This window comes from Synechococcus sp. HK05 (genome assembly GCF_019104765.1).
In the GTDB taxonomy this organism is placed as follows: domain Bacteria; phylum Cyanobacteriota; class Cyanobacteriia; order PCC-6307; family Cyanobiaceae; genus Vulcanococcus.
This window is the reverse complement of the sequence record NZ_JAHRXJ010000010.1, coordinates 106609-126075: the sequence shown is the minus strand read 5'-3', so window position 1 is coordinate 126075 and position 19467 is coordinate 106609. Positions and strand designations below refer to the sequence as shown.

Below are 19467 nucleotides of genomic sequence, written 5' to 3'. Positions count from 1 at the left end.
TGAACCGATGGCTGTGGGGATCGCAATGTTGTAAGTTGCGATTGTGTTGTTCATTCTGTTGCCAAGCAATGCTCACTGGATCTGATCTGCTGGCTAAGGTGAAGGAGCTCGGTGATGTGGGTAAATCGGAGATCGTTCGCTCCTGTGGGTATGTGTCCACCAAGAAAGACGGTGGTGAGCGCCTGAACTTCACCGCTTTCTATGAAGCCCTGCTTGAAGCCAAGGGTGTGGAGCTGGGCGGTGCCAGCAAGGTGGGCAAAGGCGGTCGCAAGCTCAGCTATGTGGCCACCGTGCAGGGCAACGGCAACCTGTTGATTGGTAAGGCTTACACCGCCATGCTCGACCTGCAGCCCGGCGATGAGTTTGAAATCAAGCTCGGCCGCAAGCAGATTCGTTTGATCCCCGTTGGCGGCACCGACGAAGACGAAGAGTGATCCCCTGAGCCTGCTGCCTTAGTCCAGGCTCACCATCACCCGATTGCTTCCTCCAGCCATCCCCTCGACCAGTTCGGGGGGGTGGTCTTTTCGCATGGTCTGTGCCTGGTTTTGGTCTGCTCCCAACAGCGCTGTGTAGTCGCTCGGGTGGCAGGTGAGCAACACGATCTGGATCCCGTGCTCCATCCCGCGCTCGAGCATTTTGTGCAGGCCCAGCTGCCGTTCCCGGTCGCTATTGGTAAAGGCATCATCGAACACCAACGGCAATACATCGGCGTAGGCGGGCTTCAGCACTTCGGCCATGGCCAGCCGCACCGTGGCTGCCAGTTGTTCCCGCATGCCGCCACTGAGGCGTTCAAAGGCGAAGGCTTCGTCGCCTTGGCGCAGTTGCAGGTTGTGGAAGCCCTGCTGCGGATCGAAGCCGAGGAGCGGTTGCTGGGGTGCATCGGCCAGCGCCGCCAGGTAGGGCGCAATCGCGGCGCGCAGCGGATCGCTGTAGCGGTTGGCCAGGTTGCTCTGGGCGCTGTGAAAGCGATCCAGCAACAGGCGTAGGGCTTGGCCCCGCTGCTCGAGGGCATGGCGTTCGGCCTCCGCTTCCTCCCAGGCCACCTGCCGCTGCTCCAGTTCGGCCAGGGGGTTGCTGGCGCCCAGGCTCAGGGTGCGCTGTTGCGTCTGGCCGCGCTGGCTCAGCAGCCGGTCTTTCTCCAGATCGAGCGCTTCGAGTTGTGCCGCCGCATCCTCGGGCGCCTGGCCTTGGCCCCCCCTGCCCCGTGCTGCGTGCAGTTGGCTGAGTTCGTGGTGCAGGGCCTGCAGCTGCTGCTGTTGGGCCTGGAGATCGGCGCTCACGGGCTGGGTGCTGTTCAGTTGCCGGAGGCGCTCCCCCAGCACCTGCAGTGAGCCCTCCAGCTGGCCGCTGCGTTGGCGCCGCTGCTCCAGCTGGGTTTGGCGGCTGCGTTGGCTCTGCTCGAGGCTGCGCAGCTGCTGCTGAAAGCGCTCGAGAGTGCGGCTGTGCTCGCTGTTCTGCTGGCGTTGGGCCTCCTGGATGTTGCGCAGCTGGGTGGGATCGAGATCCCCGACTTCGCTCACCCCGAGCTCTTCGGCCAGGGCCTCGAGCAGGGGGCCTTGGCCCGCCAGGCTGTTGTTGAGTTGTTGGCGCCGCGGCGCGAGTTGATCGAGCCGTTGTTGCAGGCCGGACCAGGGAATCGCTTTGGCGGCCTGGCGCAGGTTGGCGAGTTCACGCTCCAACCCTTGGCGCTGCCGTTCGAGCGTTTCTGCCTGGTCGCTGTTGCTGAGCCGGAGCTGCAGCTGCAGCTGCTCCAGCTGCTGGCGGCAGTGCTGCTGTTGCTCCAGTGCCTGCGGCAGCGCCTGGCCGCCGCCGGGGCTGATCTGAATGCGCACACCCGCGCCCACCTCGAGTTGCGCAGCGCTTTCAAGGCGGCGCCGCTCACCGCGGGTGAGCGCTTCGCCGTTGAGGCGGATCGGTTGGTCGGCCGCCACCACCTCCAATCCAGCGGCCATCGCGTCGCAGCGGGCCGTTGCCTGGGCCAAGGCCTGTTCAGCCTGGCGGAGCTGGCGCACCTGCTCCGCCGTGATCTCCGGAAGTGCCGCGAGTTGTTGCTTGAGGGTTTCGGCCTGGTCTTGCAGCCCTTGGAGCTGCTGTTGGTGCTCGCGCAGTTGCCGGGCTTCGTCGTTGAGTTGGTGCCGATCGAGCAACCGCTGCAGCAGCTCCTGGCGCTGCGCTATCTCCTGCACCGCCAGTTGCGCCTGTTGGGCTTGGGTTTGCAGCTGTTGCCGCAGGGTGTCGCCTTGCTCCTGCAGCGCCTGCTCGCTTTGGAGCTGTTGCTGCAGCTGTTGCAGTTCCGTGTGCTCCTGCTGCTGTTGCAACAGCAGTTGCTGGCGCTCTTTCTCCTGCTGCAGCAGTGGATCTAGTTGCGCCTGCAGCAGCTGAGTTTGTTGCTGCAGCTGCAGCTCCCGCTGCAGCGCCGGTCGCTGTTGGCGCTCGATCGTCTCCAGGCGTTCGTTGATGCTGCGCCACTGCTCCATGGCCGCTTCCAGATCGCTCACCTGCTGCTGCGCCAGGGCCAGGGCGGCGGCGGCCTCCTGGCTGCGGCGCTGCGCTTCGGCCAGGGGCGATCCGGCCTTCACCTTGCCCGTGGCGGTGTACAGCGCCGCCACCTGTTGCTGGATCTGCTCCATCACCTGCCGATCCAGCCCCGATTCCAGAGGGTTCTGGCTGCCCTGCAGCTGCAACTGCTCCACCAGCCGCTGGTGGTCGTAGCGGTCTTGGTTGCCGCCGAAGGGGTTGAGCCCTGCTTCGCCCTGGCGCACCCAGAGGTGCGCCCAGCGTTCCGGAAGCTGGGCAATGCGTCGCCCTTCCACCGGGGCCTCAAAGCCCAGCAGCCGCGCCAGCTGCTCTTCCGCCTCTGCACCGCTCAGGGCGAGCCCGCTGCCGTTGCTCAGCTGGCAGGTGCCACTGGCGCCGGCAAAGCGTTTGCGCAACCGCCAGGTTTCCGCTTCGGCTTCAAAGCGAATCTCCACCTCCGGCAAGCCGGCATGCAGGCGTGAGCGCAGCTCCTCCACGCCGCGCCCGGTGGCGGTGGCCCGCAGGAAGAGTGCCTTGTGCAAGGCCTCCACCAGGGTGCTTTTGCCGCTCTCGTTGGCGCCAGCGATCAAGGTGAGCTGGCGGCCAAACTCCAGCTCCAAGGCCCGATGGCGCCGCACGTTTTGCAGCGAGCAGGCGATCAGGCGCATTCGGCCGCTCCTGTTGCGCGCTGCAGCTCAGCCAGCGCCAGTTGCAACACCTGGCGCTGCTCAGCAGCGTTGGCCGCTGCAGCTTGCTCGAGTTCCGCCTGCAGTTCTGCGGCCACGCGGGCGATCAATGGATCCTCGGCCCGTTGTCGCAACAGCTCTAGTTCTTCGGGTGCGGGTTGCTGCTCAATGCGGCCGCGGCGCTTGAGCCGCAGCAGCTGCGCCTCCAGCCGTTCGAGCAGCTGCTCATAGCGTTGGTGCGCTTGGAGGCTGAGGCTGCCGCACTGCTCCAGCAACAACAACTGCTGGCCTGGTTCCGCTTGGAGCAACGGCTCCAGCTGGCGCTCCAGCCGTTCGAGGTCGCCGGCTGTGTTGAGCTGAACGTTCAGCTGTCGCCAGTCGAGGGCAGCGGTGGGGATGGTTGCCACCACGGGCGCCCCGCCCCGCTGCAGCTGCACCTTCAGCACCTGCCCGCCTTGGTAGTCGTCGGTGCGGGGAAAGCGATCCGGTTCCGGTGTGCCGCTGTACCAGGTGCGGCTGTTCACCTGCTTAAGGCCATGCCAGTCCCCAAGAGCCACGTAATCGAGTTGATCCAGCAGGGCTGCATCGAGCTCCAGCCGATTGTTGGCGCTGCTGGGGTTGTCGTCATCAGCATCCAGATCAGCGGCCGCGAAGCCATGCACTGAGCCATGGGCCAGCAGGATGCGGGGGTGATCTGTTGGCAGCTGCTTCCAATCGAGCTGCCGCACCCAGTCGGTGGGATCGCTGCTGTCGCTGCGGCGTAACAGCGGGCATGGCAGCACCACCGCGCCTCCGATCAGTACGGGCTTGCGCTCCAGCAGCACCTGCAGGTTGGGGGCGCGGCGCTGCTGTTCGCTTTGGAAAAAGGGGCTATGCCACACACTGCCTGGCGCCCCATGGTCATGGTTGCCGGGAATCACCAGCACCGGGATCGCCAGCTTGCCAATGGCCTGGCACACCGCTGTGATGTCGCTGCTGCTGGGGGTTGGGGAATCAAAGAGATCGCCGGCCACCATCAGGAAGGCCGGTTGCTCTGGCAGTTGCTCCTGATCCAGCCATGCACCGATGCGCCCGATGGCTTCGATCCGGGCCTGGCGCAGGCGGGCCCGTTTGTCGGGGTCGTGCACGCGGGCATAGGGCTTGCCGATCTGCCAGTCGGCACTGTGCAGAACGGTGAGCATCAACGCAGCGGCAGGCGCACCCATTTCAGCGTGCCCACTGGGTCTGCAGACTGGTTTGACCCTTGCCGAGCCCCAGGTGGCTGATCTGATCCCCCGTTGGCGCCGGTTGGCTGCAGCGTTGTTGGCCGTGATGGCGGCTTTGCTGCTCTGGCCCGGGATCGCTCTGGCTGATGGGGCTCAGCTGTTTGAGCAGCACTGCGCCGGTTGTCATGTGAATGGCGGCAACATCATTCGCCGCGGCAAAACCCTCAAACTCGCGGCGCTGGAGCGGGAAAACCGCGCTTCTGAGGCCGCCATTGCGGCGATTACGGCGGCGGGGGTGGGTCAGATGAGTGGCTACGGCTCGGTGCTCGGCGAGGAGGGCACCGCCGAGGTGGCCGCCTGGGTGTGGCAGCAGGCCTTGGCCGGCTGGCCGAAGGCCTGAGCTCAGAAGGCCTGGATCCAGGGGTACACCTTCAGCTCGGTCCAGATGCCGTTGCGCCAGTAGATGTCGTTGTGGAGCAGCGCTTCCACTTGGTCTTGGCTCTCGGCCTCATAAATGCCGAACACATGGGTGCTGCCCTCGGTGGGGCCGAGGGTGATCAGCACACCGGCTTCTTTCTGCTGTTGCAAACCGGCGAGATGCTCATCGCGGTAGGGCGTGCGCTTCTCGAGGGCGTTGTCGCAATAGGTGCCCCACAGCACGAAACGCATGGCATCAACAGGTGGCAGGGGCGCAACCTACAGCCAGCCCGCAGCGAAGATCGGCTGACGGATGCGAGAGGGGAAGAGGATCGGGCGATCGGTGGGCTTGGCACTGGCCTTGTCGCTCCAGCGCACCTTGCAGGTGAAGGTGTTGCCGCTCTTGCCGCTGTTCACCCAATAGCGGAACTCCTGCACCACGGCTTTCTCGGGCATCAGGTACTGGGCCTGGTTGCAGGCATCCACCTCGGAGATCGCTGACTTGTACTCGCTCCAGCCGGCATGGGCTGCCGCCGGTGCCAGGGACAGGCCGCCCAGCAGCAGACCGGTGGTGAGCAGAGTTCGGGGGGCCATCGCGGCAGCTCGGGTGTGATCGATCGCCTGATTCTGACGGCTCTTGCAAGCCGTCAGGAGGGACGCTGCCGATCAGTGATCCAGGGCGGAGCGCAGGCTGCTGCAGAAGGCACCCGCCGCCGCTGCCACATCCTGCTGCTGGCTGTGAGCTTGTGCCATCACCTTCACCAGCGCACTGCCCACAATCGCGCCATCGGCGCCCCAGTCGCGCACCTGGCGTGCCTGCTCTGGGCCCGAAATTCCAAAGCCCACGGCCACAGGGGTGGGACCCATCGCTTTGAGCTGTTGCACCAGGCCGCCCACGCGGCTTTCCAGGTTGGTGCGCACGCCGGTCACCCCCGTCACGCTCACCAGATAGGTGAACCCGCGGCTGGCGGCGGCGATGCGGCCCATGCGCTCAGCCGGTGTGGTGGGGGCAACGAGCAGCACCAGATCGAGCCCTTGGGCTGCGGCGATGGCGGAGAGCTTTTCCGCTTCTTCAAGGGGGAGGTCCGGCACCACCAGGCCGGCGGCACCGGCGGCAGCCGCATCGCGGCAGAAGGCCTCCATGCCGCGGTTGAGCAGGGGGTTGCTGTAGGTGAACAGGATCACCGGAATCTGCAGCTCCCCCTTGAGGCTGGTGAGCATCTCCAGCACCCGGCCCGGCGTGGTGGCGGATCCCAGCGCCCGGCTGGCGGCTGCCTGAATTACCGGGCCGTCCGCCAGAGGATCGCTGTAGGGAATCCCCAGTTCGATCATGTCTGCGCCCGCTTGCTCCAGAGCCAGCAGTGCTGCACGCGTGGCCGCCAGATCCGGATCACCCGCCATCAGGAAGGGCATCAGGGCGCAGCGGCCCTGCTGTTGAAGCTGGTCGAACCGCTGCTGGATCGGGGTGGTGGTGGTCACGGCAGCGCAGGATCTGCCCGTGAGCCTATGGGGTCGTGTGCGGAGCGCTAAGGCTCGGCCGTGTCGTCGAGTTGGCCCAGCTCACGCAACAGCTTCTCCTGTTCCTCGGGGGGCAAGGATTCAAAGCGCTTCTGCAGCTCGTCGTCGGTGGCGGCTTCGTAGGCGGAGCGGTAACGGCGCCGCTGCTCCATATAAGTCATGTTTCCGGTCACCACCCGGAACAAGTAAGAGCCGGTCCACACCAGCACCACCGCCACCAATACGCCCTGGGCGGCGATGCCAGCCGAAAAGCCTTCAAGGCCAGCGGCTTCAAAGCCCCAGTAGCCCAGGCCCCCCAACGCAAAGACAACCAGCCCAGCCAGCAGAGCCTTGCCGCGGGTGATGCCGGCTCCCATCAAACCTGCCCTTGGCCCTGAAGGCGCAGGTTCACAAACGGTGCCAGGGCAATCAGCCCTGGGAAAAACAGAAACACCAGCCCGTACACAGCGGTGCGCTCCAGCTTGCCCATCACGGTCCAGCGCTTGGCCATCCAAGCCATCAAGGCGGCGGGTACCACCAGGAGATAGGCACCACCGAGGGCGAGATAGGCGCCGATCACCAGCAGTGATTCGCTCGTGAGAGAGCTGAGGAACCCAGGCAGGGGCACGGCAGCAAGGCGGTTGCTAACCAAATCTAGGATGTGCGCCTGGATGCGGGGTTCCCATCCAGCGCCGGGGAGCATGGCGGAATTGGTAGACGCAGCGGACTTAAAATCCGCAGACGGCAACGTTGTGGGGGTTCAAGTCCCCCTGCTCCCACTCCTTCAGACATCGCTTCAGACGCCTCGTCAGGCGAGCGTTTGTGGCGCAGTTGGCAAATCATCACAGCTGCGTGCGGCTTCCGGGTGGGCTGGCCAACCTGGGCTCAGTGCGTGCTGCCCAACCCCATGCTTGAGCTGCTGCCGCCGCTCAACGACAAAAACCTCCCCTGGCTCGACGTCATCCACCCGATCGTCGTTCACTTTGTGATTGCCATGGCCTTGATCAGCGTCGTCTTCGACCTGATCGGCGTGTTGACGCGGCGCCAGAACCTGTTTGAGGTGAGCTTCTGGAATCTGCTGGTCGCCACCGTGGCGATCTTTGTGGCGATCATTTTTGGCCAGGTGGAGGCCGGCCTGGCCAACCCCTACGGCGCCTCCCGCGACATCCTCAACATCCACAGCACCATCGGATGGTCGCTGGCGGGGGTGTTGGCGGTGCTCACCGGCTGGCGCTACGTGGTGCGGCAGAAGGACCCCACCGTGCTGCCCGGCGGTTTTCTGGTGGTGGATGGCCTGTTAGCGGCCTTGGTGTTCACCCAGGTGTATTTGGGCGACAAGTTGGTGTGGGTGTACGGCCTGCACACGGTTCCCGTGGTGGATGCGATTCGCAGCGGAGTGATCTCATGACGCTGTTCGCTGCGATCAGCTCCCCGATCAACGAGATCGTCGATTCGCTCGGAGCGAACGATCTTCCCTACAGCATCCCGATTCATCCCAACCTCGTGCATCTCACGATTGGGTTGTTTTCCATCGGGATTGCTTTTGATTTTGCTGGGGCTTTCTATCCCCTTGAGAAGCGCGTGTTTCGCTTTCTGGCGCTGCCCGTGACCCGCACCGGCTTCCACGATGTGGGTTGGTACAACGTGCTGGCCTGCAGCATCATCACCTTCTTCACGGTGGCAGCAGGCTTCTACGAGATGCTGCTGGCTGTCCCCCTGCCCGGTGTGAAAACTGTGCTCGGTCAGGGGGCGATCACCACGATGCTCTGGCACGCCGTGGGCGGTGTTGCCCTGCTGCTGATCATCGTGGCGATGACCATCTGGCGGGGGTATCAGCGCTTTGTTTGGCGCAAGGATCTGGGCCGGCAGGTGAGTTGGATCTATCTGGGCTGCGGGGTATTGATCCTGCTGCTGATGGGCATTCACGGCAGCCTTGGCGCCTGGCTGGCCAGCGAATTCGGTGTGCACATCACAGCTGATCAATTGTTGGCTGCGGGTGCTGATCTCAAGGAGGCTCTGCCATGACCTCAGCTGCTCCCAAGCCCTCAGGCGGGCTGCCTCTGCGCTTGATCGTGGTGGTGTTGGTGTCGGTGGTGCTCGATGCCCTCGCCAGTCTCCAGATCGCCCGCGCTTCACTGGGCTGGTTGCCGGTGCCGGCATCCACCGCGGCTCCCTATGTGGATGGGTTGTTTCAGGTGGAAGTGGGCATCGGCGCCTTCATCTTCCTGGGTTGCACCGGCTTCATTCTCTGGGCCGTGCTGTTCAACCGCGCCGACAAATACGACGAGACGGATGGTTTGCCGATTGAAGGCAACACGAAGCTGGAGATCACCTGGACCTTGATTCCCTTCGTGATCGTGATGGTGCTGGCCTATCAGGCCATTCACGTGAGCGAAACTCTCGCGGCTCTTGGGCCCAAGGCCAAGTACGACCTGGAATCCGGCAGCAGTCCCACCACGGTGGAGCGGCCGGATGTTCGCCAGAGCTATGGGCCGATTCAAGTGTTGGCACGCCAGTGGAATTGGGAGTTTGTGTATCCCAACGGGGTGCGCAGTTCAGAGCTGCATCTGCCGATCGATCAGCGGGCTAATTTCCAGCTCAGCAGCGAGGACGTGATCCATGGCTTCTATGTGCCGGCATTTCGTCTGAAGCAAGACATCATCCCCGGCAGCGTGATCTCCTACAGCATCACCCCCACGCGGGAGGGCCGCTATCGCCTGCGGGATTCCCATTTCAGTGGCGCTTATTTCTCCCAGAACCAAACCGATGTGGTGGTGGAGTCGGCTGATGCTTTCCAGGCCTGGCTCGAGCAGGCCTCCCGCAAACCGCTGGTGCCTGGTCTCAGCCAGGCCAGCGGTTTGTATGCCGATCGCCTCGCGAAGGGCGACAAGGGCTGGGCAACGGTGAAGCCTGCTCCTCCTCCCATGGTCAACGACCCCGGCACCCCTGATGCTCCCCACGAGGCCTGATTCACGATGACCAGTACCAACTACGACCCTCGGGTGCTCAAGGCGCTCCACCCCGTGCCGGGAGCTCCGGACAACTGGAAGAGGTTTTTCACGTTCAATACGGATGCCAAGGTGATTGGCATTCAATACATCGCGCTAGCGCTCTTCTTTCTGCTGGTTGGCGGTTTGCTGGCCATGGTGATGCGCGGGGAGTTGATCACTCCGCCGGCTGATCTCGTGGATCCCACGGTGTACAACGGCCTTTACACCATGCATGGAACAGTGATGCTGTTCCTGTTTCTGTTTCCGATTCTCAACGGCTTCAACAACCTGTTGATTCCCACGATGATCGGCGCCCCCGACATGGCCTTCCCGAAGGTGAACGCTGCGGCGTTCTGGTTGGTGCCGGTGTTTGGTGTGGTGTTGATGGCCAGTTTCTTTGTGCCGGGAGGGCCGGCTTCATCCGGCTGGTGGTCGTACCCGCCGGTGAGTATCCAGAACCCCCTGGGGCATTTCATCAACGGTCAGTTCCTCTGGATCCTGGCCGTGGCGCTCTCGGGGGTGTCCTCGATCATGGGTGCGATCAATTTCGTAACCACGATCATCCGGATGCGGGCTCCCGGCATGGGCTTTTTCCGCATGCCGGTGTTTGTCTGGACCGCCTGGGCCGCACAAACACTGCAGCTGGTGGGCCTGCCGGCGCTCACGGGCGGCGCCATCATGCTGCTGTTCGACTTGAGCTTTGGCACCAGCTTTTTCCGCCCTGAAGGTGGTGGTGATCCGGTGCTCTACCAGCACTTCTTTTGGTTCTACTCCCACCCGGCGGTGTACGTGATGGTGCTGCCGGTGTTCGGAATCTTCTCCGAACTGATCACCGTTTATTCCCGTAAGCCGCTGTTCGGCTACAAATTTGTGGCCCTGGCCTCCTTTGTGATCACCTTCCTGGGGTTGATCGTGTGGGTGCACCACATGTTCTATTCGGGCACCCCCCAATGGATGCGCAACATCTTCATCGTGACCACGATGTTGATTGCGGTTCCCACTGGCGTGAAGGTGTTTGCCTGGCTGGGTACCCTCTGGGGCGGCAAAATCCGGCTCACAACGCCGATGCTGTTTGTGCTGGGCGGGCTGGTGAATTTCATCCTGGGTGGCATCACCGGCATCATGCTCGGCACCGCGCCGGTGGATATTCATGTGGGCAACACCTATTTCGTGGTGGCCCACTTCCACTATGTGATCTTCAACACGATCGGTTTCGGGATCTTCGCCGGCATCTATCACTGGTTCCCGAAGTTCACCGGGCGGATGTATTACGAGGGCCTGGGCAAGGTGCATTTCCTGCTTACCTTCATCGGTGCCACACTCAACTGGCTGCCTTTGCACTGGGCCGGGCTCTATGGCATGCCGCGCCGGGTGGCGTCCTACGACCCGGAATTCGCAATCTGGAATGTGATTGCCAGCATCGGCGCCTTCATGGTGGGTGTGGCGGCAATTCCGTTCATCCTCAATATCGTGAGCTCCTGGGCGCGCGGAGCGAAGGCTCCTCCCAATCCCTGGAATGCCATCGGCCTGGAGTGGCTGCTCCCTTCTCCGCCACCCGCTGAAAACTTTGAGGATGATGTTCCCACCGTGATCAGTGGTCCCTACGGCTATGGCCTCGGCCAGCCGCTGGTGGAAGACGAGGAGTATTACGTACGCCGCGCGCTGGAGGCCTGATCGATGACTACCACCAATCCTGATCTACCGCTGAATCATCGGCCCGGCCACATCAAGCATGATGGCCATAACCTCACCGGCTTTGTCATTTTTCTCTGCTCTGAGAGCATCATCTTCCTGGCCTTCTTCAGTGGCTTCGCGCTGCTGAAGATCACGGCTCCGGAGTGGTTGCCCCAGGGGGTGGAGGGCCTGGAAACGCGTCTTCCCCTGATCAACACGGTGGTGCTGGTGAGCTCCAGCTTCGTGGCTTATTTCGCAGAGCGCTATCTCCACAAGGAAAACCTCTGGGGCTTCCGTGGCCTATGGCTGCTCACCATGGCCATGGGCACCTACTTCGTGTATGGGCAATATGTGGAATGGTCGAATCTACCGTTTGCTCTGAGCAGCGGTGTGTTCGGTGGCACCTTCTATCTGCTGACCGGCTTCCACGGCCTGCACGTGATCACAGGCATTCTGCTGATGGGCTTGATGCTCTATCGCTCCTTCCTGCCGAACAACTACGCCAAAGGGGAGATGGGTGTAACGGCGGTGAGTTTGTTCTGGCACTTCGTGGATGTGATTTGGATCATCCTCTACATCCTTATCTACGTGTGGCAACGCACCACCTGAACCATGATCATCGACGACCTTCATTACGACGTCATCGTGATCGGCTCTGGGGCCGCCGGTGGCACCCTGGCTGATCGGTTGTCCGCAACAGGGAAATCTGTGCTGCTGTTGGAGCGTGGCTCGCGGCTGGCGCTGGCTGACCAAAACGTGGCCGATGTGGATCTGTTCCGCAAAGATCGCTACCACCCGGGCGAGCAGTGGTTCGGCCCCGATGGCGATCCCTTCTTCCCCCAGACGGTGTATGCCCTTGGCGGCAACACCAAGATCTGGGGTGGTGTGCTCGAGCGGATGCGCGAGAAGGAGTTCACCGGTCTCGCTTATCAGGAGGCATCCGCTCCAGATTGGGGCCTGCGCTACGGAGATCTGGAGCCCTATTACGACCAGGCCGAGCAGCTGTTCCGCGTGCATGGTGAGTCGGGCGTCGATCCTTCAGAGCCGCATCGACACCAGGGCTATGCCCACCAGCCCAAGCCCATTGAGCCTTTGATGCAGGAGCTCAAACTCTCGCTCGAGCGCCAGGGCACCCATCCTTATCACTTGCCGCTCACCTGGTCGGAATCAGCCCAGGACCCCAGCGGCGATAGCGAGCTGTTTGGGATCGATCCCGCCAGCAAACGCTCCACGGTTCAGATCCGCGATCGAGCCAGGGTGCGCCGTCTGCATGTGAATCCCACCGGCACCGAAGTGCGTGGCGTGGAGGCCGAAATTGAGGGAACCACCTGGCTGTTCCGATCGCATGTGGTGGTGCTGGCTGCCGGTGCCATCAACACCGCTGAAATCCTGTTGCGCTCGGCCACCGAGCACCACAGCCGTGGTCTCTCCAATGGTTCCGACCAGGTTGGTCGCAACCTGATGAAGCCGCAGCTCACCTCGGTGATTCAGTTGGCGGCGGAGCCCAATTCGGGTCGCTACGGCCGCAGCCTGGGCATCACCGACTACTACTGGGGCGACAAAAATGTGAGTTTCCCGCTCGGCTCGATCGCCAGTGGCGGTGGCGTCTTGCAGGACGCGTTATTTGCGGAATCACCGCCGGTGCTGTCGCTGGTCACCAAGCTTCTGCCGAATTTCGGGCTGGAGCAGTTGGCGGCTCGTTCGGTGTCGTGGTGGGCGATGAGTGCCGTGCTGCCAGATCCGCATAACCGCATCACGCTGCGGGGACAGCAGCTGCAGATCAACTACCTGCCCAACAATCGCGAAGCCCACGACCGCCTGGTGTATCGCTGGATTGACACCCTCAAGCAGGTGGAAGCCGATCCCGAATGCCATGTGGTGAAGCCAGCGCCTACCCATCCCCGCGGTGAGGCCCCGCTCACAGTGATGGGCAGCGTTTGCGGCACTTGCCGGATGGGCTCCAATCCCGCCACATCGGTTGTGGATCTTCAGGGCCGGAGCCATGAGCTCACCAACCTCTACATCGCTGATGCCAGTGTCTTTCCCAGCTGCCCTGGGATCGGCATTGGTCTCACGGTGATCGCCAACGCCCTGCGCGTTGGTGACCAGGTTTTGCAAGCCCTATGACCTCTCTGAGCGGGGCATCGCCCGAAGGATCTGAACTGCGGCGGATGGCCGAGCGCGACCGGGAGGGTGTGCGCTGGGATCTTTGGGGCAGCTATTTGCCGGAGCGGCAGTGGGGAACCGTTCGCGAGGACTATTCCGCTGATGGCAACGCCTGGAATTCCTTCCCCCATGATCACGCCCGCTCACGGGTGTATCGCTGGGGGGAAGACGGCCTGCTGGGCATCTGTGATAGCCAATGCCGCCTCTGTTTCTCCGTGGCGCTCTGGAACGGAGTGGATCCAATCCTCAAGGAACGCCCCTTTGGCCTTGCCAATGAAGAAGGTAACCACGGCGAAGACATCAAAGATTACTACTTTCATATCGCTAATACTCCCACCCACAGCTTCATGCGTGGGCTCTACAAATATCCGCAGCAGCGTTTCCCCTACGAGCAACTCCTCGAGGAAAATCGCCGTCGCGGTCGCGATCAGCCCGAATACGAGCTGGTGGATACCGGCATTTTTGATGAGAGCCGCTATTTCGATGTGTTCATCGAATACGCCAAGGCGGGGCCAGACGATATTGCGATTCGGATCCGAGCCATCAACCGCGGTCCGGATCCAGCACCCCTCACCCTGCTGCCCACCCTTTGGTTGCGCAACACCTGGAGCTGGGGTTATCCGGATGAACACGAGCATCCGATGCAGCTCGAGGGGGATGCCGTTCAGGCCACCGTCGGGGGCGGGGTTGGCACCTATCGGCTGAGTTGTCAGAACCAGGGCACCTGGCTGTTCACCGATAACGAGACCAATACACAGCGGCTCTACCAGAAGCCCAACGCCCGTCCGTTCCAGAAGGATGGATTTCACCGCTTTCTGATCAACGGCGATCAGGAGGCCATCAATCCTTCCCAACGCGGCACCAAGGTGGCCCGGCATCTGCAGCGCACGCTGCAACCCGGAGAGGAATGGCAGGTGGATCTGCGTCTCAGCGGACCGGTCAGTTCTGCGGATGCGCCGGCTGTGAGCAGCGAGGTGGATCTGCTGTTCCGCATGCGTGAACAGGAATGGCGAGAGTTCTTTGAGAGCCGAGTTCCCCATCTCAGCGAGGAAGATCGCCTCATCCACAGCAGCGCGGCTGCTGGTTTGCTCTGGTGCAAGAAGTATTACGGCTGGAGTGTGCAGCGCTGGCTTGATGGTGATCCCACCTCTGCCCAGCCATCGCCACAGCGCTGGCACACCCAAAATGCCTCGTGGCAGCGGCTGCATGCTCACGACGTGATCTCCATGCCCGATGCATGGGAATACCCCTACTTCTGCCAGTGGGATCTGATGTTCCATGCGGTGGCCTTCACCGTGTTCGATCCCGCCACCGCCAAGCAGCAGTGCATGTTGCTGCGCTCGCCGCACTACACGGCTCCCAATGCTCAGACCCCGGCTTACGAGTGGGCGCTCTCCGATCCCAATCCCCCGATCGGCGCCTGGGCCGCGATGCGGGTCTTCCAGATCGATCGCAAGAGCACCGAAGAGCCTGATCTTGGCTTTCTTCGCGCGGCGTTGCGCAAGTTGATTCTTGAATACGGCTGGTGGGCTAACCGCAACGATCGTTCCGGCGACAATGTGTTTGAAGGTGGTTTTCTCGGCCTCGATAACATCGCTGTTTTTGATCGCCGCTATCCCCTCGCCGATGGCAGCCGCATCGAGCAGTGTGATGGCACGGCCTGGATGGCTTCGCTTAGCCTCAATCTGCTCAATATCAGTGTTGAGCTCAGCCGCGAGGAGCCGGAATATGCCGATATGTGTGAGCGCTTTGTCTACGACTACCTCTCCCTGGCTCTCACCCTCAATACGCCGGGTAGTCGGGGCTATGTGAACTGGGATGAGGAGGACGGCTTCTACTACGACGTGATCAAGCGTCCGGATGGCAGCAGCACGTTCCTGCGCACCCGATCGGTATCAGGGCTGGTTCCTCTGCTTGCGGTGACCAGTTTTGATGTGGACACCGTGAAGCGGCTGCCGGTTCTGGATGTGGCCAGCAGCATGAAGTGGTTGTTGCACGAGCGGGCCCGGCCCCAATGGTTTGTTGACAACTTCACCGAGTGGCGCAACGACCGTTTGCTGTTTGCCCTTGTGCCCGAGCAGCGTCTGCGCCGCATCTGTGAGCGGCTCTTTGATGAGGATGAGTTTCTCTCGCCCTATGGCATCCGCGCCCTCTCCAAGGTGTATGAAGAGCACCCTTACACCTTCACCGAGGGCAGTGACTCCCAGACCCTCGGCTACAGCCCGGCTGATAGCCCGGTTCCGATGTTTGGCGGCAACTCCAACTGGCGCGGGCCTGTGTGGATGCCGATCAACTTCCTGTTGATTGAGGCCCTGCAGAAGTTTGGTCATTATTACGGTGATTCCTTCAAGGTGGAGTTTCCGACGCGTTCAGGTAACTGGATTAGTCTTTGGGATGCTTCTCTGCAGTTGGAACATCGCTTGGTGGATTTGTTTCGGCGCGGCTCTGATGGTCGTCGTCCGTTCAATGGTGCTGTGGATCTCTTCCAGAACGATCCGCATTGGCGGGATCTGATTCTGTTTAACGAGTATTTCCATGGCGACAACGGCAGTGGTGTCGGTGCCAGTCACCAGACAGGCTGGACCGCCATGGTGTGCAAGATGATCAACCAACTCAGCCGCTACCCCAGCTCCGCCACAGGCTCGTGACAATGCGGAGACAGAGTCAGATCCCGCTTCTAATTTGCGGGTAGTGATCATGGTTCCGTGGATTTACTCCAGTCGCTCGGACAGCTGCAGAAGCCGGAGACGAGCCACTTTGATCTGATCATCGTCGGCAGTGGTGCCGGCGGTGGCACGTTGGCGCGGGTGTTGGCTCCCACTGGGCTGCGGATCCTGATTCTCGAGCGTGGCGACTGGCTGCCGCAGGAGCCGCAGAACTGGGATGCCGATGAGGTGTTCCAGAAGGGCCGCTATCTCAGCAAAGACATCTGGTACGACGGCAAGGGCAACCCGTTCCAGCCGGGAACGCATTACTTCGTGGGCGGTGCCACCAAGATGTATGGCGCCCATCATTTCCGCCTCCGCCAGCGCGACTTTGAGGAGCTGGAGCATCACGACGGCATCTCACCAGCCTGGCCCCTGCGTTACAGCGATTTCGAGCCCTGGTATCAGCAGGCTGAGGCCACGTATCACGTGCATGGCCTGCGCGGTGAAGATCCCACGGATCCCCCCAGTTCTGTGCCCTACCCCCATCCGCCGATCTCACACGAGCCGCGGATTCAGAAGTTGGCGGATGATCTACGCAGTGCCGGTCTGCATCCGTTTCATGCCCCCAGCGGCGTGATGCTCGATGAGAGCAACATGCCTTATAGCCGTTGCCGGCGCTGCAACAACTGTGATGGTTTCCCCTGTCTGGTGCATGCCAAAGGGGATGCCGAAGTGTGCGGCGTCCGCCCTGCCCTGGCTGCCAGTGCCAACGTGTCGTTGCTCACTCGCGCTGAGGTGAAGCGGTTGGTGACTGATGCAGCCGGCACCACGGTGACGGGTGTTGAGCTGGTGCGCGATGGCGAGGAGCTGCGCTATTCAGCGGATCTGGTGGTGGTGAGCTGCGGCGCGGCCAATACGGCCCGTCTGCTGTTGATGTCGGCCAACGACAAGCACCCCCGTGGCCTGGCCAATGGCTCTGATCAGGTGGGCCGCAACTACATGTTCCACAACAGCAAGGCGGCGGTGGCTCTCTCCCATGAGCCTAATCCCACCATCTTCCAGAAAACGATTTCGATCAACGACTGGTATTTCGGCGATACCGATTACGACTACCCCATGGGCAACATCCAGATGACGGGTAAGACCCGCGGGGCGATCATGAAGGGCTACGCGCCGCTGGAAACCTTCCTGATGCCCAACTGGAGCATGGATGAAATTGCGGCCCATGCCCTTGATTTCTGGATCACCACGGAGGATCTCCCCGACCCCAACAATCGCGTGACGATTGATTCGGCGGGCCACATTCACCTCAACTACACGGTGAATAACCAAACCTCAGCGGATCGGCTCTGGGGCCGCCTGCAGGGGATGCTCGACAAGCTCTATCTGAAGAAGCACCTGATCGAGCGCCAGATCTACATCAAAAATCCGATGGGCATTGCCGCTGTGGGGCACCAGGCCGGCACCTGCCGTTTCGGCACCGATCCCGCGACCTCTGTGCTCGATGTGAACTGCAAGGCCCACGAGCTCGACAACCTCTACGTGGTGGATACGAGCTTCTTCCCCAGCATCGGTGCGGTGAATCCCTCGCTCACCGCGATCGCCAATGCGATCCGCGTGGGCCATCACCTCAAGGAGCGCATGGGGGCCCGCTGACGCGGGCCCGGCCGCGAAGCTGTCAGACCCCGAGCCAGATTCGCAGGAGATCCTCGAGCAACAGGGTGTCGAGCGAGAGCATGCCGCCGCCGCAGCAGATCAGCACCAGGCACATCACCACATACATGGCGGCTTTCTCCCAGCTGGGCGGCTCACCCACGCCCATCGGGCCGGCGTAGTCGCCTTCAGGGATCAGATAGGGGTCGGCGGCGATAAAGGGGAAACCACCCTTGATTTCCAGCACCATCGCGTAGGCCATCGACACCAGGATGGCGAAGGAGGCCAGTGGGGTGAGGAAGCCCACGATGAGGGCGATGCCGCCCGCCCACATCGATCCGGCCGAGAGGAAGCACAGCCAGGCGGGGGTTTTCAGCATCTGAGCCCAGGTCTGCAGGTTGCGCAGCTTCGGCCACCCGTGTCGGATGAAGCAGATGCCCATGAACACCCGCAGCAGTAGCAATGCCGCCTGGGCGAAGGGGGACGGTGCCGCCGGCACCAGCAACTCCACAACGGTGATGTCCATGGGTTTGAGAGGGTTGGCTGAAAGGTAGAGGGGTGGTGCAGAAGCGCAGCAATGCTGTGATCAGCTGCTCACGATTTGCAGTTGATGGCCATCGGGGTCGCGGATCTGCAGGGCTCGGTTGAAGCCGAGGGCCGTGGCCTGCTCAGCGGAGAGATCCACGATGCCGGGGCTCACCCAGCTGCCGCCATAGCTCTCCAACTGAGAGGCGATGGCCTCGAGATCCCTCACTTGAAGGCGGATCTGCCAATGGGCTCGGTCGGCGCTGTTCTGGTCGGCCGGCAGGGGCCGCCCGCCCGCCGGTTGCAGGTAGTTGAGGCATTCGATGCCGGGGCCTTCTGGGCAGCGGTGCCCTGTGATCCGCACTTCGGTTTCGCTCAGGCCATCGAGATGGTCTTGTTCGATGCCGCTGTTCACGCCATCGCCGCCGAGCCGCAATCCCAGCAGCTCGTCGTAGAACCTGCAGCTGCGTGGCGTGTCGGCATTGGCAATGGCGCTGTGGTCGATGCCGAGAAACGGTGATCCCGCCGCGGTTCGGTGCCAGCGCGGTTCGCCCTTGTCTTGCGGAAACTGCAGCAGCTCCAGGCAATGGCCTTCAGGATCGTGAAATTTGAACGCCTGGATCCCGGCGGCCGCCTGGTTCCAGCTGGGTAGGGTTTGCGGGGAGCTGGAGATTCGCTGCAGCTGGCCTTGCTGGATGAGCTTCTGCACCGGCCCGGCGGCGGCGGCTATGTCGGCCACCACGATGCAGATGTGCTGGAACCAGAGGTCGTTGCTGCGGGACTCGGCGGGAATGGAGCGGCCGGCTCGCAGGTTCGGCCCCAGCTCCAGCACTTCCAAGAGTTCCAGCTGCTCGTCGCCGAGCCGCAACCGCAGCAGTTTGAGGCGGCTGCCCGGGAGTCCGATCAGTTCGGCGTAGTCGCCGGCCTCGAGCTCCAGGCACTCCTGGCGGAGGCAACCCAGATGGCTTGTGTAGAAGCTGGCCAGGGCCTCGGCATTGCGGCAGGTGAAGCCAAGGCTGCGGATGTGGGGCGTGCGCATGGATCGCTCGGCGAGGTGCTCAGCAGCCAAGGGTTTGCAGGGCGGTCGCTGCAGCGGCGGCAATGGCGCCATCGAGATCGGGTGTCATCCCCGACACACCCACGGCTCCGATGCAGGTGCCGTTGTGCAACAGCGGCAGGCCGCCGCCCATCGCTACTGCCGACTCTTTGAACACTGCGGCCAGTTGCAGCAGGGCCGGCCGCTCGCCGTTGATGGCGGCCTCCTGATCGGCGGTGGCTTTGCCGTTTAGCGCGGCCATCCGCGCTTTGGCCATGGCCACGGCGGTGCTGGAGGGGCTTGCCCCATCGAGCCGCACCACCAGCAGGGGATGGCCCCCGGCATCACAGATGGCCAGGCTCACTGTGGCCAGGTGTTGCGCGGCCATCGCCTCCGCGGCGGCGGCGATATGGCGGCAGTCGGCGAGTTCGAGCGTGGCAACGGTGCGCATCG

General features: G+C 62.6%; 20 protein-coding genes and 1 tRNA gene. 11 read left to right on the top strand and 10 right to left on the bottom strand.

The window, feature by feature from the left end:
- Positions 1-68: 68 nt before the first annotated feature.
- The gene (locus KUL97_RS09160) at positions 69-434 is read left to right on the top strand and encodes an AbrB family transcriptional regulator (RefSeq protein ID WP_217796691.1); all 366 of its coding nucleotides are present in this window, start codon (positions 69-71) and stop codon (positions 432-434) included.
- Between the two features lie 18 nt (positions 435-452).
- Here the strand turns inward: KUL97_RS09160 and KUL97_RS09155 are convergent, their stop codons facing one another.
- Positions 453-3185, bottom strand: a complete 2733-nt coding sequence (locus KUL97_RS09155; RefSeq protein WP_217796690.1) for an AAA family ATPase — start codon at positions 3183-3185, stop codon at positions 453-455.
- Positions 3176-4384: a DNA repair exonuclease gene (locus tag KUL97_RS09150; RefSeq protein ID WP_254896377.1), complete on the bottom strand. Its 1209-nt coding sequence runs from the start codon at positions 4382-4384 to the stop codon at positions 3176-3178. Before KUL97_RS09150 ends, KUL97_RS09155 begins: the two co-directional genes overlap by 10 nt.
- 130 nt (positions 4385-4514) lie before the next feature.
- Here KUL97_RS09150 and KUL97_RS09145 point away from each other — a divergent pair, with 130 nt between their 5' ends.
- Complete coding sequence (locus tag KUL97_RS09145; RefSeq protein WP_254896396.1) at positions 4515-4808, top strand: c-type cytochrome; 294 nt, start codon at positions 4515-4517, stop codon at positions 4806-4808.
- Positions 4809-4810: 2 nt separating this feature from the next.
- On the opposite strand, the gene KUL97_RS09140 is transcribed toward KUL97_RS09145, so the two are convergent.
- From KUL97_RS09140 to KUL97_RS09120, 5 genes are all read right to left on the bottom strand, one after another.
- Positions 4811-5077, bottom strand: a complete 267-nt coding sequence (locus KUL97_RS09140; RefSeq protein WP_217796688.1) for a YciI family protein — start codon at positions 5075-5077, stop codon at positions 4811-4813.
- A 27-nt stretch (positions 5078-5104) separates the two neighbouring features.
- Positions 5105-5419, bottom strand: coding sequence for a hypothetical protein (locus tag KUL97_RS09135; RefSeq protein ID WP_217796687.1), 315 nt, complete (start codon positions 5417-5419; stop codon positions 5105-5107).
- Between the two features lie 72 nt (positions 5420-5491).
- Positions 5492-6304, bottom strand: a complete 813-nt coding sequence (trpA, locus tag KUL97_RS09130; protein WP_217796686.1) for a tryptophan synthase subunit alpha — start codon at positions 6302-6304, stop codon at positions 5492-5494.
- Positions 6305-6351: 47 nt separating this feature from the next.
- Positions 6352-6699 (bottom strand): DUF3007 family protein, encoded by a 348-nt coding sequence (locus tag KUL97_RS09125; RefSeq protein WP_254896376.1) that lies wholly within the window; start codon positions 6697-6699, stop codon positions 6352-6354.
- Positions 6699-6950, bottom strand: a complete 252-nt coding sequence (locus KUL97_RS09120; protein WP_217796685.1) for an NAD(P)H-quinone oxidoreductase subunit L — start codon at positions 6948-6950, stop codon at positions 6699-6701. Before KUL97_RS09120 ends, KUL97_RS09125 begins: the two co-directional genes overlap by 1 nt.
- Before the next feature lie 67 nt (positions 6951-7017).
- Here KUL97_RS09120 and KUL97_RS09115 point away from each other — a divergent pair.
- The 9 genes from KUL97_RS09115 (at position 7018) to KUL97_RS09075 (ending at position 17456) form a co-directional block, all read left to right on the top strand.
- Positions 7018-7101: transfer RNA gene (locus KUL97_RS09115), tRNA-Leu, on the top strand.
- A 128-nt stretch (positions 7102-7229) separates the two neighbouring features.
- Positions 7230-7730 (top strand): DUF2231 domain-containing protein, encoded by a 501-nt coding sequence (locus KUL97_RS09110; RefSeq protein WP_217796684.1) that lies wholly within the window; start codon positions 7230-7232, stop codon positions 7728-7730.
- Entirely contained in the window at positions 7727-8347 is a 621-nt protein-coding gene (locus KUL97_RS09105; RefSeq protein ID WP_217796683.1) for a DUF2231 domain-containing protein, read from the top strand. The genes KUL97_RS09110 and KUL97_RS09105 overlap by 4 nt, the downstream gene beginning before the upstream one ends.
- Entirely contained in the window at positions 8344-9291 is a 948-nt protein-coding gene (locus KUL97_RS09100) for a cytochrome c oxidase subunit II (RefSeq protein ID WP_217796682.1), read from the top strand. The genes KUL97_RS09105 and KUL97_RS09100 overlap by 4 nt, the downstream gene beginning before the upstream one ends.
- 6 nt (positions 9292-9297) lie before the next feature.
- Entirely contained in the window at positions 9298-10986 is a 1689-nt protein-coding gene (locus tag KUL97_RS09095; RefSeq protein WP_010310146.1) for a cbb3-type cytochrome c oxidase subunit I, read from the top strand.
- Positions 10987-10989: 3 nt separating this feature from the next.
- Positions 10990-11595: a heme-copper oxidase subunit III gene (locus KUL97_RS09090; protein ID WP_217796681.1), complete on the top strand. Its 606-nt coding sequence runs from the start codon at positions 10990-10992 to the stop codon at positions 11593-11595.
- A gap of 3 nt (positions 11596-11598) precedes the next feature.
- The gene (locus tag KUL97_RS09085) at positions 11599-13113 is read left to right on the top strand and encodes a GMC oxidoreductase (protein ID WP_217796680.1); all 1515 of its coding nucleotides are present in this window, start codon (positions 11599-11601) and stop codon (positions 13111-13113) included.
- A gap of 44 nt (positions 13114-13157) precedes the next feature.
- Complete coding sequence (locus tag KUL97_RS09080) at positions 13158-15800, top strand: glucosidase (RefSeq protein ID WP_217796679.1); 2643 nt, start codon at positions 13158-13160, stop codon at positions 15798-15800.
- Between the two features lie 57 nt (positions 15801-15857).
- On the top strand, positions 15858-17456 hold the full coding sequence (locus KUL97_RS09075; RefSeq protein WP_217796678.1) for a GMC family oxidoreductase: 1599 nt from the start codon (positions 15858-15860) through the stop codon (positions 17454-17456).
- Between the two features lie 22 nt (positions 17457-17478).
- Here the strand turns inward: KUL97_RS09075 and KUL97_RS09070 are convergent, their stop codons facing one another.
- The 3 genes from KUL97_RS09070 to KUL97_RS09060 are packed head-to-tail and all read right to left on the bottom strand — an operon-like array spanning position 17479 to position 19465.
- A complete protein-coding gene (locus KUL97_RS09070) occupies positions 17479-17979 on the bottom strand; it encodes a DoxX family protein (RefSeq protein WP_217796677.1) in 501 nt (166 codons plus the stop codon).
- Between the two features lie 60 nt (positions 17980-18039).
- Complete coding sequence (locus KUL97_RS09065; RefSeq protein ID WP_254896375.1) at positions 18040-19047, bottom strand: VOC family protein; 1008 nt, start codon at positions 19045-19047, stop codon at positions 18040-18042.
- On the bottom strand, positions 19037-19465 hold the full coding sequence (locus tag KUL97_RS09060) for a heme-binding protein (RefSeq protein ID WP_217796676.1): 429 nt from the start codon (positions 19463-19465) through the stop codon (positions 19037-19039). Before KUL97_RS09060 ends, KUL97_RS09065 begins: the two co-directional genes overlap by 11 nt.
- Positions 19466-19467 lie beyond the last annotated feature (2 nt).